Genomic DNA, 14736 nt, shown 5'->3' on the forward strand with positions numbered 1-14736 from the left:
GTCGGCAGCCCACTTGCCCCAATTGACGACCGCGGCACCGCTCCCCTGCGGTCACCCGACCGCAGGGACGAGAGACGTCGACGTCACCGACTCGGAGAACAGGTACTACTCATGAACGCAACCGCAGCCATCGGCGTGACCGGCCTGGGTGTGATGGGCCGCAACCTGGCGCGGAACTTCGCCCGCAATGGCTACACCGTCGCCGTCCACAACCGGACGGCGGCGCGCACGCGCGCGCTGATGGAGACGTACGGCGGCGAAGGCACGTTCGTGGCCGCCGAGACCGCCGAGGAGTTCGTCGCCGCCCTCGAACGCCCGCGTCGCCTCATGATCATGGTGCAGGCGGGTGCCGCGACCGACGCCGTCATCGAGGAGTTCGCCCCGCTCCTCGAACCCGGCGACATGATCATCGACGGCGGCAACGCCCACTTCGCCGACACCCGCCGCCGCGAGGCCGCCCTGCGCGAACGCGGCATCCACTTCGTAGGCACCGGCGTCTCCGGCGGTGAGGAAGGTGCCCTCGAAGGCCCCTCGATCATGGTCGGCGGCTCGGCGGAGGCGTACGACGCCCTCGGCTCGATGTTCGAGACCATCAGCGCCAAGGTCGACGGCGAGCCTTGCGCCGCGCACATCGGCAGCGACGGCGCCGGGCACTTCGTGAAGATGGTCCATAACGGCATCGAGTACGCCGACATGCAGCTCATCGCGGAGGCGTACGACCTGCTGCGGCAGGTTGCCGGCTATCACCCGGCCGAGATCGCCGACATCTTCCGCCGATGGAACGAAGGCCGGCTCGGCTCCTACCTGATCGAGATCACCGCCGAGGTCCTCGCCCACACCGACCCTTTCACCGGACAGCCGTTCGTCGACATCGTCGCGGACGCCGCAGGTCAGAAGGGCACCGGCCGCTGGACCGTGCAAACTGCACTCGACCTGGGCTCGCCGGTCACCGCCATCGCCCAGGCCACCTTCGCCCGCGCGGCCTCCGGCCAGCGCGACCTGCGCGCCGCCTACTCTGGCATGCCCGGCGGCACCACACCGCCGCTCAGCAGCACCGAGGCCGAACGCTTCGCCTCCCAGGTCGAGCACGCCTTGTACGCCTCCAAGGTCATCGCCTACGACCAGGGCTGGAAGATGATCCAGGACGCGGCCACCGAATTCGGCTGGAAGATCGATCTCGGCGCGGTCGCAAAGATCTGGCGCGGCGGCTGCATCATCCGTGCCTCCTTCCTCGACCGCATCCGTGCCGCGCACGCTGCCGACCGCGAACTGGTCAGCCTGCTGGGAGAGAAGGAGTTCGGGCAGGAGATCACGGAGGCGCAGGTGCCCTGGCGGGAGACGGTCGCCTCCGCCGCCCGGCGCGGCATCCCCGTCCCGGCCATCTCCGCCGCCCTCGCCCACTACGACACCTTGCGGGCCGACCGTCTGCCCGCCGCCCTCCTGCAGGGCCAGCGCGACTACTTCGGCGCCCACACCTACCAGCGCACCGACCGTCCCGGTGTCTTCCACACTCACTGGTCGGCCCCGGACCGCCCAGAGACGCAGGCATAGAGGCCGTCCGGGGGCGCAAGCCCCCGGACGACGTCTCCCCAGGAGCCGTGGCCACTCTTTCCCCGTCCGGTGGTCGGTCGGGGCCCTGTCCGTGTACTGCGCGAAGAAGCCGATACGGCCGAAGTTCTGCGGGCGTCGGCCTACCTCAGAGGTCACCTCGCCCTGGGCTGTTGAGTAGCCTGCTGGCCTGGGAAATCGAATTGAACACGGACGGCTGGTTGGAAGACACACGGACGTCCTATGACACCGTCGCCGAGAGCTATGCACACCAGGCGCGTAACCTCCTGGACGAAACACCCGAGGAGCGCGCAGTCCTAGTGCTGTTCGCCGATCTGGTGAGGTCCCGCGGTGGGGGGTCGGTCGCAGACGTGGGATGTGGTCTGGGGCGGATTACCGCTCACTTGCGCCAGCTGGGCGTAGACGCGTTCGTCCACGTCCCATCGTCGCCGACGCAGCCAGATGATCGGCCGGCTCAACGAAGCCGGCTTCACCGTGGACGGACACAGGACGCGCACCTCGGCCGAGAGCCCCCTTGGGGGAATCATCCTCGCCCGCCGCCAGCGTGACATCCAGTGAGATCCCTCAACTCGTAAGCCGCCGGTAGCAGAAGAGTGTGGTGGCGATGCAGGCGAAAGCAAGGACGTGCTCGGCATTGCGCTCGCAGCGACGGTGCAGTCGTCGGCATCCGGCGAGCCAGGAGGTTGGGTCGGCCGCGTGGCGAGGTGTCTGCCGTGGCAGCTCCCTTTCCTCACGCAGACGGCGGGCGGCCACGGAAACTTCCGAGCCGCCCGCCGTCTCCGGGGAGCTACCTGCGGGCGATCGCCGTCAGTGTGGCGGTTCCGATCACGTGTCCCGACATGGTGAACGTCGTGACCGCCGCGGGTGTGGCAGCCGGCAAGTCCAGGCTGGGGGTGTCCAGTGCGTACACGGTGATCACGTAATGGTGGGCGATGTCGCCGGCCGGCGGGCAGGGGCCCAGGTAGCCGGTCCGTCCGGCATCGTCCGTACCGGCTACCGTGCCCGCGGGCAGCGCGCTGCCCAGGCTGCTGGCCGTGGCCGGGATGTCCCAGGTCACCCAGTGCCAGAAACCGCTGCCGCTGGGGGCGTCGGGGTCGAACATGGTCACCGCATAGCTCCGGGTGCCCTTCGGCGCGCCGTGCCAGTTCAGCCGGACCTGCTTGTTAGGGGTCGTGCAACCGAACGCGTCGGCGTAGGCGTCCGCCGGGAAGGTTCCGCCGTCGCGGACGTCCGGGCTGGTGACGGAGAACTGGGCGGCCGAGTCCGGGACGTTCCCACGGATCCGGTTGTACTTGTAACCCCCGTAATGGCCGGAGGCCTCGCTGTAGCTGGAAGCCTCGTGGTGCCCGCCGCGGGTGTCGGCGCTCGCCGTAGTGACGCCTGCCGCCACCGCGGCGACCGCGGCCAGCGCGGCGGCGGCCCGTACCGTCTTCTTCATTATTGTGCCCTCCTGGGCAGGTCAAGTGGGTAGGTGCCTCCACGATCAAGGTCACGGACGCCCTGGGGAAGGCGCTCCGGATCCTGGCATCCCGAATGCCAGGATCCGCACTCGACAGCGTCCACGCAGGTGGGGAGGATGGAGGGCATGGCGAGCGACAGATCACCGAGACGCACGGAGCTGGGGGAGTTCCTGCGCGCGATGCGGTCCCGGCTCCAGCCCGTGGACGTCGGGCTTTCGGACGGGTCCCGCCGCCGTACGCCGGGGCTGCGCCGCCAAGAGGTCGCCCAGCTCGCAGCCGTCAGCATCGACTGGTACATCCGGCTCGAACAGGGCCGGGTCGGTACCCCCGGCGCCGCCGTCCTGGACGCCGTGGCGCAGGCGCTGCGGCTGACGCCGCCCGAGCGCCGCCATCTGCATCTGATCGCCCGCGGCGAGACCCCGCTGACCAGGCCCCCGGCCGCCCCGGTCAGCGACTCCCTGCGGGTGCTGCTGGCCGGGATGCCACTGATCCCCGCCTACATCGTCGACTTCCGCTTCGATGTGCTGGCCCACAACAACGCGGCGGAGGCGCTGTTCGGCCCGAACTTCGGGTCCGGGGATTCTGCCAACTTCGCCCAGCTGATGTTCCTGCCGCCGCAGATCCGCGAGACCCAGCTGGACTGGGTGCGGGTGGCCCGTGAAACGGTCGGAAACCTGCGCGCCAACCTCGCCCGCCACCCCGACGATCCCCGACTGCGCGAAGTGATCGCCGAACTGCGCGCGCGCAGCACCGAGTTCGCCGGCTGGTGGGACGACCACATGGTGCAGCAGCGCATCCACGGCTGGAAGCGCATCCTGCATCCGGTCGCAGGCGAACTGACCCTCTGTTACGACTACCTGGCCACCCCGGACGACTCCGATCAATGCCTTGTCGCGGTCACCCCCGCGGACCAGGCCACCGAGGACGCCATTCACAGACTCATGACGGGCCCCGGTTTGCACGCCGTCGGTGCCTGAAGAGCGCGGCGAGCGTCATTACTCCCGGCCGGCGGGGTTGTGGGCCGCAGCTGGTGTACACGCTCGCCTCGACAGCTGTGAGTGACTTGCCTCAGACGACCGACGAGACGAAGACGTACGGCCGCTCTCGTCGCGAGATTTGAGGTCTGCGACCGATCGCGTGACCACCCCGGACGCACGAGACCGCCCGTCGGCATCGTCCGACGGGCGGTCTCCACGCTTCGACAGCACGTGTCAGTCAGGTGCGCTGTTTCGGGCTCGGGCTCAGACCAAGTTGAAGGTAGCCGGATCCGGACCGAGGCGCCGGTCCTCGTTCAGCGCGCTGATTGCGGCGATGTCGTCAGCGTCCAGGGAGAAGTCGAAGACCTCGATGTTCTCCTTGATACGTGACGGGGTCACGGACTTGGGGATCACGATGTTGCCCAGCTGGAGGTGCCAGCGCAGCACCACCTGGGCCGGGGTGCGGCCGTGCTTCTGCGCGATGGCGGTGATCGCCGGGACTTCGAGGAGCCCCTGACCTCGGCCGAGCGGCGACCACGCCTCAATGGCGATGCCCCGCTCCGCGTTGTACTTGCGGTCGGGGAGCTGCTGGAGAAACGGGTGGAGTTCGATCTGGTTGACCGCGGGAACGACGTTCGTAGCGCCGGACAGCTCGTCGAGATGTTCCGGAAGGAAGTTGCAGACGCCGATGGCCTTCGCACGGCCGTCCGAGTAGATCGTCTCGAACGCCTTGTACGTCTCCACGAATGTGCCCCGGGCGGGCAGCGGCCAGTGGATCAGATACAGGTCCACGTAGTCCAGGCCGAGCCTGTCCAGGGACTCGTCGAAGGCGCGGAGGGTGGAGTCATAGCCCTGATCGGTGTTCCACAGCTTAGTGGTGATGAAGAGGTCCTGACGTGCGACACCCGACTTGGCGAGGGCCTTGCCGGTGCCCTCTTCGTTGCCGTAGGCCGCGGCCGTGTCGATGCTGCGGTAACCCGCTTCCAGCGCGGTGGCGACGGCCTGCTCGGCCTCGTCGTTGGGGACCTGCCACACGCCGAAGCCCAGCTGGGGCATCTCGACGCCGTTGTTCAGGATGATCGGGGGGACCTTGCTGCTCACGAGCGTTGCCGATCCTTCGAGTCGTTGGGGAGGGTACTGCCCACTGTCTACGGCCATGGCCTGCGATGCATTTCTGACCTGACCGCTCCATGCCGGAAACACCACCCGGAAAGCGCAGGTCACATAGGCCTGACCCGCCAGGATTGCGCGGTGCAACCCCAGAGGGTGCTGCTGTGGCCCTAGGCATAGGCCGTCGACGATGCCCTCGCCGCACGCGGCATCCTGCCGAGCACGGTTCGAGCTAACCGCCATGACGCGGCACGTATCCAGCACACCAGGCCCTGGCCTCCTTCGGGGGGTCATAAATGGTCCTGCTGAGGCAGGTACCGTCAGGGCCACATCACCTATGTGACCCTCCCCTGGGACGTCAGCCAGCGGCATCCGCGCGGACTGGGAGGAACAGCAGGGCTGGTACTGCGCCAACGCCGGGCTGGCGCCGGCAACCCGCAGCTCGGGTTCCTCGATCCGCGGTGAACAGCCCTCCCGACGAGGAAACAAGCAGCTCAAGCGGGCCTTCTTCCTGTCCGCGTTCGCGGCCTTGGCCGACCCGGTCTCGCGGGCCTACTACGACAAGAAGATCGCTCAGGGAAAGCACCACACCCAAGCCCTCCTGTGCCTCGCGCGACGACGAGCCGACGCGGTGCCCCACCTCCAGGCGGGTGCGTCCGGCGAACACGGTCGCGCGGGCGGGCGCTGCCATCGCCTGCAACCGTGTCTCCTCCCGGCTCGCGCGGAGATCGAGGTGGGCCTGCAGCAGCAGCCGGGCCAGCTCCCGGCCCTGCCCGGCGGCCATCTCCTCCACGTCGTGGTGGGGCGCGGTCATGGTGTCGGGGCCGGAGAGGTCGGCGACCAGGCGTGTGAAGAAAGAAACCGCGGCGGCAAACGGGGCAGCCATCGCAGCGTGCTCGTAGTCTTCCATCGGGCTCTCGATCCTCGGCGATCGGATGGTTTCGTCGCCCTCGACGCTAGGACCGGGAGCCCTCCCCATCACCGGCGCGACGCGAGGCCACAGGATCGCTGCCGTGCCCTGGCGCACGCTCCGCCGCGGCCGCGTCGCGGGAGGCGAACAGGCCCGGTGACACCTCCGCGATCCTTCCCCGCTCCGTGAGTCGCTTCAGCTTCGAACGAAACCCCTCCACCTTCGACTTGTCCGTCGACAGCCCCAGCACCGAGCACAACTGATGCGCCCGCAACGGGTGGCTTTAACGGCTGGTAGCGGCTCCACTCTTCCGGTCTGACTTGGCTCCAGTTGAAGATCGAATGGGCGGAAGTTCCGGTTTGAATCGGCTCCGGTCTCCGGGACCGGGTGGCCCCGGAGTGTCCGATCCGGGGCGGGTGTTATGTGCCGTTCTTCTTCTGCTGCTTGGCCCTGGTCTGTGCCAGCCGGTAGGACTCGGTGCCGGTTTCGATGATCGCTCCGTTGAAGGTGAGCCGGTCGACAATGGCCGCGCAGAGCCTGGGATCGGTGAAGGTCCGAGTCCAGCCGCCGAACGATTCGTTCGAGGCGATGGCGACACTGCTCTTTTCCTCGCGCTCGGTCAGAACCTGGAAGAGCATCTCGGCTCCGCGGCGGTCGAGTTCGAGATATCCCAGCTCATCGATGCAGAGCAGGTCGACGCGTCCGTAACGGGCGATGGTCTTGGTCAGTTGTTTCTCATCGGCGGCCTCGACGAGTTCGTTCACCAGCTTGGCGGCCAAGGCATAGCGGACCCTGAAGCCGGCCATGGCGGCAGCGGTGCCGAGGCCGATCAGCAAGTGGGACTTGCCTGTTCCGGAGTCACCGATCAGACACAAGGGCTCGCCCTTCTTGACCCATTCGCAGGTGGCGAGGTTGTTGATCACTGCGGGGGTGACGTTGGGGTTGGCGTTGTAGTCGAAGTCCGAGAGCCATTTCTGGCGGGGGAAGCCCGCCGTGCGGATGCGTCGTTCCGATCGGCGGCGGTCACGGTCCTCGCACTCGGCCATGAGCAACTCGGCGAGAAAGCCCCGGTAGGACAGGCGCTCGCGTTCGGCGCGGGCGACGGTGTCGGGGAACTGGGCCCGCATCGTGGGCAGCCGCAGCACGCGGCAGGCAGTGTCGATCGCGGCATCCGAGGCGGGTTCGGTCAGGGTGTGGTGCGGGCCGGTCATGGCGATTCCTTCCTCGGACGGTTCAGCAGCTGGTCCCAGTTGCCCAGCGCGGGCAGTGGCCGCTGGTCAACGGGCAAGCGGGCAGCCCGGTGCAAGGTCAGGCTGGTGACCTGCGGGTCCGTCAGCTCGGGCGGGACAGGGGAAGCAACGGTGCTGGTGACGGTCGGTGAGCGGCCGTCGGTCTGGGCCGCCTTGCGGGCCTCAAGCGCGACCATGTCGGCGGTGCAGGCGCCCACCGCCAGAGCGGCCCGGATCCCGGCGACCACGTCGCGATGTTCAAGATGCCGGTGCAGCAGCAGGACGTGGACCAACTCGGTGGTGCCCCCGGTGTCTCCCAACGAGGTCTTCGCCGCTGCCCAGAACGCCTCGTGCGCCGCCGTGAAAGTGCCCTGGTGGCGGGCCTGGTCCAGCGCCTCGGAGCCGGCCAGCGCACCCGGCTTGGCCAGCAGTACTTCCAGGAAGTGGTCGAGCACGATGCGCTCGGCGCCCTTGACCGTCAACCGCGGGTGCCGGGCGATCTCGGTGCGGCCGTGGAAGACGACCAGCTCGCTGGAGCGGAGCATGACGCGGACGGTGCGGCCGATGAAACGGGCCGGAACCGAGTAGCGGCAGACCCTGACGGCGATCATTCCATAGCGATCGACCCGCGGCGTGAAGACGATGCCCGTCTCGAACGGCGCCTCGGGCAGGGGCAGCAGAAGCGGTGCCTCGCTCGCGAAGTCCTGGCCGATCGTGCGGATCCGCATGCCGATCCGCCGGTCTTCCTCCAGCCGCTCGAACTCCGTGAAGGCCGCGTTCAGGTCCTCCAGCGAGTTCACCCGCGGGACCGGAGTGAGGTAGTTGCGGCGGAAGTATCCGACCTGGCCTTCCACTCCGCCTTTCTCATGTGCCCCGCGCAGTCCCGGCTCGCAGTAGAAGGGAACGAAGGCGAAGTGCCGCCTGAAGTCAGCCCACTTGGGGTGCTCTTCCCGCGACCGGCTCTTGTGGATCACCCGAGAAACAGCAGGGGACAGGTTGTCGTAGCGGATCTGACCGCCCGGGACTCCTCTAATATGCGGGTCTCGATGTCAAGTCTCCGGCTGCGTTTGAGAAGCTGTCCAGGACACTCTTGTTGACCGCGAAGCGCCGAGCTGGGGAGCCCGTGGAGATTGTTGAGCACGAGCTGAACCATCCCTGGGAAGGCGTTCTCGCCGCTCCCGCCGACGGCAGTGACGTCGGCGTCCTGGTCCTGGCCGGTTCCAGCGGACGCATCGAACGCGAGCGAGCACGCATCCTCGCTCAGCAGGGCATCGCGGCTCTGTCCATCCGCTGGTTCGGCGGACCGGGGCAGTCTCCGGGAATCTGTGAGATCCCCCTGGAAACCTTCACCGGTGCGGTGGACTTCCTCACCACGACCGGGGCCCGACGCATCGGAATCCTCGGTGTCTCCAAGGGCGCTGAAGCAGCTCTGCTCACGGCCGTGCACGACCCGCGCGTGGGCGTTGTCATCGCACTGTCGCCCACCTCGCGGGTCTGGTGCAATGTGGGTCCGGGCCTCGATGGGGAACAGCGCCCGTTTCGGTCTTCCTGGACCTGGCAGGGGCGCCCCTTGCCTTTTGTCCCGATGGATGACTCCTGGACCCCTGTCAACCACAGTGGCGGTCCGGTCGCCATCCGCGGCTGGTACGAACTCAGCGAGCGGAGCTTCGCTCACCTGCTCCCTCGGGCAGAGATCGCTGTCGACAAGGCCCGGGCCGACCTGCTGCTCGTCGCTGGCGGCGACGACGCGATGTGGCCTTCTCTCCGCTTCGCCGAACAACTGGCAGAACGCCGACGCTCAGCCGGGACCACCGTGCATCTCATCGCCCGCCATGAGCCCGGGCCCTGCTTGCCGCGGTGCCCGACCTGGCCGACTTCTCTCGCCTGCCGCTGGACCGGCAGCTCGCCTTCAACCACGAGACCCACCGGTTCATCAGCTGGCTTGCGGTGACCGGACGGATGCAACCGGGCGCCGACTACCTGGTCGCCCGCCGTCCGCGCCTGGGCATCGTGCTCGCGCGAACGGAGCCGGAACTGCACCTGCGGTTCATGGAGACCGCCCGCACCCTCGGCTTCCGCGACACCGTGGCCATGACCCCAGTTCAACCTGCTGGGCCACTTCATCGCGCTGTTCGGCAAAGGGCCGGACCAGCTGCAGCAGAGTGACTGGGACGAGGGACGCCGCCTGCTGCTGGAGGCCGCCCGCCGCATCCCCAACCGCGGCGTCAAGGCCCTGTCCACCGCGCTGTTCAACCTGGAAGCGACGCTGTTCCACTGCGAGTTGACCGACCAGCTCCCACGCCGGCGCTCCCCGGACCACGCCGACGTCCGGGCCAAGGAGTGGGCCCAGGTCCCGCCCGGGATGACGGACACGATGCAGCACTACCTGCGGCAGATCGCCGGCACCCTGCGGCCGGGCACGGTGAAGAACGCCGAGCTGACGCTGCGGGAGTTCGCTCTGCTGGCCGCCACCGAGGACACGGCTGTGACCTGCGTCGCCCAGCTCAAGCGGCGGCACGTCGAACGCTACCGGCAGTGGCTGCTGGAACGGCCGGCCGCCCGCGGCGGCCCGCTGCACCGGCACACCGTCCGCGACCGCCTCAGCAAACTCCGCGGCTTCTTCCGCCGCTTGGACGAGTGGGACGCCGCCGACCGGCCGCCCCGCCAGCTGATCTTCGACAGCGACTTCCCGATCGCGGACGAACCACTGCCCCGCTTCCTCGACGACGCCGCGGCCGCCAAACTTCTGGCCGCCGCCCGCCAGGATCCCGATCCGTTCGCCCGGCTAGCCATCGAGATCCTGGCCCGCACCGGGATGCGCCGCAGCGAGATGCTCGGCCTCACCATCGACGCGGTCGTGCAGATTGGCTCCGCCTACTGGCTCCGCGTCCCGGTCGGCAAGATGCACACCGACCGCTACGTTCCCCTGCACCCGCAACTGAAGACGCTGCTGGACGACTGGCTGTTGCACCGGCCCGAGGGCCTGCGCTCGAACCTGCTGTTCACCGACCACGGTCGCCCCGTCAACGCCTCCCGCATTGAGGCCGCGGTCCGCAAGGCAGCCGAGCGGGCGGGTCTCGGCCGGGTCACCCCGCACCAGCTCCGCCATACTCTGGCCACCCAGGCGATCAACCGGGGCATGTCCCTGGAAGCCATCGCGGCTTTGCTCGGCCACCGGTCGTTGTCCATGACACGTGTTTACGCCCGGATCGCGGACCGGACGGTGGCCGACGAGTACTTCGCCGTCTCGGAAAAGGTCGAGGCACTCTACGACGCCCCGCGCCAGCTGCCCGCCGACGCCGAAGGCTCGGAGATGGCCAAGCTCCGCCGGGAGATGCACCGCCGGATGCTCGGCAACGGCTACTGCGCTCGCCCCGTCGAGATGGACTGCCACTTCGAGTCGATCTGCGAGTCCTGCACATTCTTCGTCACCACGATCGAGTTCCACCCCACCCTCGAACGCCAGCGGGACGACGCGGCGGCCAAAGGACAGATCGCCCGGGAGCAGATCTTCGACGGACTCCTCAGCCGGCTCGACGAAGAAGCCTCCTGAAGGCGGTCAGCAACTGAAGGGAGCTGTTCTGGCGAGCTTGTCGAGGATGTGCGGCCACGCAGCCTCTCCCAGGAGCGCGTCAGCTTGGGGCGTTCCTCCGTACAGGAAGTGCGGAGAGGCAGCCGCCGGACTCTCGCCTGCGCAGCCCGGTGGGCGAGGTAGAACTCGACAAGGTCCGGACGCACGACCGGCAGCGCCGCAGCGCGGGCCCGGCGCATCAGCTGTCCGCCCGGTCGGCATCGATGGCGGCACTCGCCTGCAGGTATTGCTCGACGAGCCAGCCGTTCGCCAGATGGATGTAGAGGCGGGTCGATTCGATGGAGCGGTGTCCGGCCTGGGCCTGTACCGCCTCCAGGGCCATGCCCGCCTCCCGCAGTCGGGTCAGGCAGGTGTGGCGGAGCTGGTGGCAGGTCAACTTCGGCAGGCCGGTCCGTTTCCGTACGCCGTCGAGGATCTCGTCCAGGCCGTCGGCCGAGAACGGCCGGCCGCGGGTCGGCCCGCGCAGGACGACGAACAGCCGGTCGTGGTCGACTGGCGGACGCTCACGATCCAGGTAGTCGCCGACCGCAGTGAAGAACTGCGCGGAGACGGGTATCAGACGCTGGTGCCCGCCCTTGCCCTCGCTGATGAAGACCCGACGCTCCCCCGGAGAGAGGTCACCCAGCTTCAGGCCGAGGACCTCGCAGCGGCGCAGTCCGCCCAGCAGCATCGCGAGAATCATGGCCCTGTCCCGCGCTGTGTTCACCGTGCCGAGCACCGCATCGACCTCGCCCGGGCCGAGGACCCGCGGAAGGGTGCGGGGCGTGCGCAGGAGCGGGGCTCCACGGGTGCCGCTGCGGCGGCGGTTGGCCAGCCCCGTCGGTACCGGGTTGCGGTCGATGGCGAGGTCGTCGCGGGTCATCAGGTAGCCGAACAGCCCCGAGATGCTGGCGAGCCGGCGCTTGATGGTGCGGGCCGAGAGCCCCGCTTCCCCGTCTTCGAGCCGAACGACCTTCGGTCCTCGCCGCGGCTTCTTCTGCGCGGTGATGAAAGCGAAGATGTCCGCGGTGACGACGTCGGCCGGCTCCTTGGGCACCACCGAGAAGAAGACCTTCAGGTCATAAGCAGTGGCCAGCAGGGTGTTCGGCCGGCAGCGTGCCGCCACGAACTCCAGGTAGTCGTCGACCAAGGCGTGTCCGAGCGATGCCGCGGGGTTTCCCGCGGCATCGACGCGTCGTACCAACTGCGGCTGCCAGGCCATCCGAGCTCCTCGACGGGAGCGACCATCCTGACCGGGCACACGAGATCGCGGAAGAGTTGTCACCCACATAACCGCCCAGCATCCCAAACGCGTGAACATGGCCGTCCAGGAAGGCTTCCTGCCCGCACGAAGTGGTGATGCGGTGCACCGCCTTGCCCGAGTAGGCCAGACGGAACGCGAACACGTAACACTTCGTCCGCTGATCAGCCAGATCCACCCATGCCTCGCCGAAATCGACCTCCGCGTCCATGCCCGGCCGGTTATGCCGGACCACGAACCCGGCAGCCGGTGTCGCCCGAGCAGCCTCGGCCATCTCGCGCCGGCGCCGGGACACGTAGTCCCAGACCGTGGTGTAAGCGACCTCGGCCCCCAGTTCCCGCTGCAGCCGAGTCAAGATCCGCTTCACGGTGTGACGCTGCTTCGGCGGCGCATCCAGGTCCTGCAGAAGCCACTCGTCGATCGTCTTCTTGAACGGCTCCAGCCGCGGCGACTGCCGTACCGGCGTCTTGCGCGGCCTGGGCGACGGCGAGACCAACGCCTCCCGCACCAGCCGACGATGCACCCCGTACTTGCGCGCCAAGGCCCGGATCGACAGACCCTCCTGCCACGAATCACGACGGATACGCAGGAACAACTCGTCCTTCGACAGGTCCACCGGCCTCGCCCCCTCGTGGCGACCCGATGCAACAGTCCCACCGCACCAAAGAGGGTGGGGCCAACTCACCCCGGAACAACCCCTCAACGCCCCCGAGCGCCCCACCACTGGAGCCAAGTCAGACCGGAAGAGTGGAGCCGCTACCAGCCGTTAAAGCCAGATCAGCCAACGGTCAAGCGCCGCGGGGTGCGGCCTGAGAGGGTGGAAAGTGACTCGATGTCCGGTCCGCCGTTGCGATTGTCGTAGAGGTGCAGGTCGCGGGTTCGCGTGAGGTGTCGCTGGCCGGGCCGGGTGAACAGTCCCGGCTCGGTCTCGACCAGGATCTTGAGGGCGACCAGGCGTTTGAGCTTTGGGCGGAGGTTGTTTACGGAGCTGGGCGTGATCGGCAGATCGATCGCCTCGCACACAGCCCGGGCGCGCACGGGACCTTCAACCTCGGCGAACGCGGCCATGATCTGGTGGTAGACGGGACTGTCGGGCAGCGTCGGGGGCCGGTGGTGAGGGGGCGGGCGATGCCTGCTGGGGTAGTTCCACCAACGTCTTGCGGGTAGTGGCGAGGTGCTCGGCGGCGGTGTCCGGTTCGGCCGGCAGCGCCGTCAGCTCCGTGAGCTTCTCGCGGATGGCGTCTGCTTGCGCGGTGCTGCTGCTGCCGCTGGTCCAGCATTGCGAGTATGGAGCCCAGGGTCTGCTGCTGGTCGCTGCTCATGCGGTGCGCCAGGACGGGCGGGCGGCGCCGGGCAGGCGACGGGACATCACATCGCTCATGGCCCAGGACACCCGTGACTCCGACGTCGAGGGCCGGTGTTCATAGTCCCTGGTCAGTCGCCGGAACAGCATCAAGATCGCGTTGGTCTGCTCGACGGTCCACCGCTTGGCCTGCGGAACGAAGCCGCTGCGGTCCGCCCTCTCAGTTGGCACCGCGCACGCCTACACGACCGCGGTCATCAATCTTCTGGCCGCCCGCGCGCCCGGTCTGCTGCGCGCTTTGCGCGAGGCAGATCCCGAGTTCGTCCTGCTCGACGGCACCCTGGCTGAGTGCGACCGCCTCGGCGACGGCCCCGCCGGCTACTCGGCCAAGCAGCGCCGCCACGGGGTTGACGTGCAGGTGGTCACGGATCCCAACGGCGAGGTGCTGTGGCTGTCACCGGCCCTGCCGGGGCTGCCATGACCTGATCGCAGCCCGCGCCCATTGGATCATCAGGATCTGCGGGCGCCAATGCTTACCGATCCTGGCCGACCGTGCACCTACATCGGTGCCGGTGCGTGGGTGACGGCACCGGCCAGACGGCCTGCCGGTGGCGAGCTGTCGCTCATCCAACAGACCGTCAACCGGGCGCTATCGAGGGCGCGGGCCCCCGTTGAAGGCGGCGTCGGCCTGTTACCTCGGCCGAGTCGTCGAGCGTGGCAGCCGTGCCTTGCCGTGCTGAGACTCCTTCCCGTCGCCCCTGCTTTTCCAGGTCGAGGGGCCGTGGGATGTCTTTCAGGTGGCGGGGGTCTCGGCGGTGGCCACGATGGTGGCGCGGGCCAGGGTGTGGCTGGCCATGGTGAAGGTCAGGTAGGCAGGGGTGCCGTCGGAGGGCACGCCGAGGTCCTCGACGTCGAGGGCGTGCACGGTGATGAAGTAGCGGTGCTCGCCGTGTCCGGCGGGCGGAGCCGCGCCGATGTACTGCGGCAGGCGGGCGTCGTTGGGCAGTTGGGTAGCGCCCTGCGGGAGCCCGGAACCGGCGGCGTCACCGGCTCCGGCGGACAGGGCGGCCACGGTGGCGGGAATGTTGAAGACGGCCCAGTGCCAGAAACCCGACATCGACGGCGCGTCGGCGTCGAACACGGTCACCGCGAAGCTCTTCGTGCCCTCGGGCGCACCGGACCAGCTCAGGTCCGGGGAGATGTCCTGGCCGCCGGGGACGCCGAAGACGCCGGAGTGCTGGGCCGGCAGCAGGGCCTCATTGTGGGCGACCGCGGTGCTCTTGACCTCGAAGCCAGGCACCTGCGGGAGGAGGGCGAAGGGGTTGTTGTCGGCAGTCATGGTGTGT

The 14736-nt window shown here is 68.5% G+C and carries 11 protein-coding genes and 4 pseudogenes; 6 read left to right on the top strand and 9 right to left on the bottom strand.

All coding sequences use genetic code 11. The annotated features are described in order from the left end of the window. The first annotated feature begins 111 nt into the window (after positions 1-111). On the top strand, positions 112-1551 hold the full coding sequence (gene gndA, locus ABZ928_RS20290) for an NADP-dependent phosphogluconate dehydrogenase (protein ID WP_361520467.1): 1440 nt from the start codon (positions 112-114) through the stop codon (positions 1549-1551). Positions 1552-2133: 582 nt separating this feature from the next. Here the strand turns inward: gndA and ABZ928_RS20295 are convergent. Both ABZ928_RS20295 and ABZ928_RS20300 read right to left on the bottom strand, forming a co-directional pair. After that, positions 2134-2250: pseudogene (locus ABZ928_RS20295) on the bottom strand (IS5/IS1182 family transposase); the annotation flags it as partial. A gap of 106 nt (positions 2251-2356) precedes the next feature. Next, complete coding sequence (locus ABZ928_RS20300; protein ID WP_361520469.1) at positions 2357-3007, bottom strand: YbhB/YbcL family Raf kinase inhibitor-like protein; 651 nt, start codon at positions 3005-3007, stop codon at positions 2357-2359. 147 nt (positions 3008-3154) lie between these two features. Here ABZ928_RS20300 and ABZ928_RS20305 point away from each other — a divergent pair, with 147 nt between their 5' ends. Beyond that, positions 3155-4006, top strand: coding sequence for a helix-turn-helix transcriptional regulator (locus ABZ928_RS20305; RefSeq protein ID WP_361520472.1), 852 nt, complete (start codon positions 3155-3157; stop codon positions 4004-4006). A gap of 264 nt (positions 4007-4270) precedes the next feature. Here ABZ928_RS20305 and ABZ928_RS20310 read toward each other — a convergent pair whose 3' ends face one another. After that, the gene (locus tag ABZ928_RS20310; RefSeq protein ID WP_361520474.1) at positions 4271-5107 is read right to left on the bottom strand and encodes an aldo/keto reductase; all 837 of its coding nucleotides are present in this window, start codon (positions 5105-5107) and stop codon (positions 4271-4273) included. Positions 5108-5525: 418 nt separating this feature from the next. On the opposite strand from ABZ928_RS20310, the pseudogene ABZ928_RS20315 reads away from it, so the two are divergent. Continuing rightward, a pseudogene (locus tag ABZ928_RS20315) lies at positions 5526-5750 on the top strand (transposase); the annotation flags it as partial. 695 nt (positions 5751-6445) lie between these two features. Here ABZ928_RS20315 and istB read toward each other — a convergent pair. Next, positions 6446-7237, bottom strand: coding sequence for an IS21-like element helper ATPase IstB (istB, locus tag ABZ928_RS20320; protein WP_361520477.1), 792 nt, complete (start codon positions 7235-7237; stop codon positions 6446-6448). Then, positions 7234-8109, bottom strand: coding sequence for a hypothetical protein (locus ABZ928_RS20325; protein ID WP_361520480.1), 876 nt, complete (start codon positions 8107-8109; stop codon positions 7234-7236). Before ABZ928_RS20325 ends, istB begins: the two co-directional genes overlap by 4 nt. 269 nt (positions 8110-8378) lie before the next feature. Here ABZ928_RS20325 and ABZ928_RS20330 point away from each other — a divergent pair, with 269 nt between their 5' ends. Together ABZ928_RS20330 and ABZ928_RS20335 are read left to right on the top strand one after the other, a co-directional pair. Continuing rightward, positions 8379-9206, top strand: a complete 828-nt coding sequence (locus tag ABZ928_RS20330) for an acyl-CoA thioester hydrolase/BAAT C-terminal domain-containing protein (RefSeq protein ID WP_361520483.1) — start codon at positions 8379-8381, stop codon at positions 9204-9206. A 330-nt stretch (positions 9207-9536) separates the two neighbouring features. Beyond that, complete coding sequence (locus tag ABZ928_RS20335; RefSeq protein WP_361520486.1) at positions 9537-10808, top strand: tyrosine-type recombinase/integrase; 1272 nt, start codon at positions 9537-9539, stop codon at positions 10806-10808. A gap of 217 nt (positions 10809-11025) precedes the next feature. On the opposite strand, the gene ABZ928_RS20340 is transcribed toward ABZ928_RS20335, so the two are convergent. From ABZ928_RS20340 to ABZ928_RS20350, 3 genes and pseudogenes are all read right to left on the bottom strand, one after another. After that, positions 11026-12048, bottom strand: a complete 1023-nt coding sequence (locus ABZ928_RS20340; protein ID WP_361520489.1) for a tyrosine-type recombinase/integrase — start codon at positions 12046-12048, stop codon at positions 11026-11028. Between the two features lie 816 nt (positions 12049-12864). Then, entirely contained in the window at positions 12865-13155 is a 291-nt protein-coding gene (locus tag ABZ928_RS20345; protein WP_361520492.1) for a hypothetical protein, read from the bottom strand. Positions 13156-13405: 250 nt separating this feature from the next. Next, positions 13406-13594, bottom strand: a pseudogene (locus ABZ928_RS20350) (IS5/IS1182 family transposase); the annotation flags it as partial. A 13-nt stretch (positions 13595-13607) separates the two neighbouring features. Here ABZ928_RS20350 and ABZ928_RS20355 point away from each other — a divergent pair. Beyond that, positions 13608-14075, top strand: a pseudogene (locus ABZ928_RS20355) (transposase family protein); the annotation flags it as partial. 108 nt (positions 14076-14183) lie between these two features. On the opposite strand, the gene ABZ928_RS20360 reads toward ABZ928_RS20355, so the two are convergent. After that, complete coding sequence (locus ABZ928_RS20360) at positions 14184-14729, bottom strand: YbhB/YbcL family Raf kinase inhibitor-like protein (protein WP_361520495.1); 546 nt, start codon at positions 14727-14729, stop codon at positions 14184-14186. Between the last annotated feature and the right edge of the window lie 7 nt (positions 14730-14736).

The sequence above is a fragment of the Streptomyces sp. NPDC046909 genome, from assembly GCF_040644695.1.
Classification (GTDB): domain Bacteria; phylum Actinomycetota; class Actinomycetes; order Streptomycetales; family Streptomycetaceae; genus Streptomyces.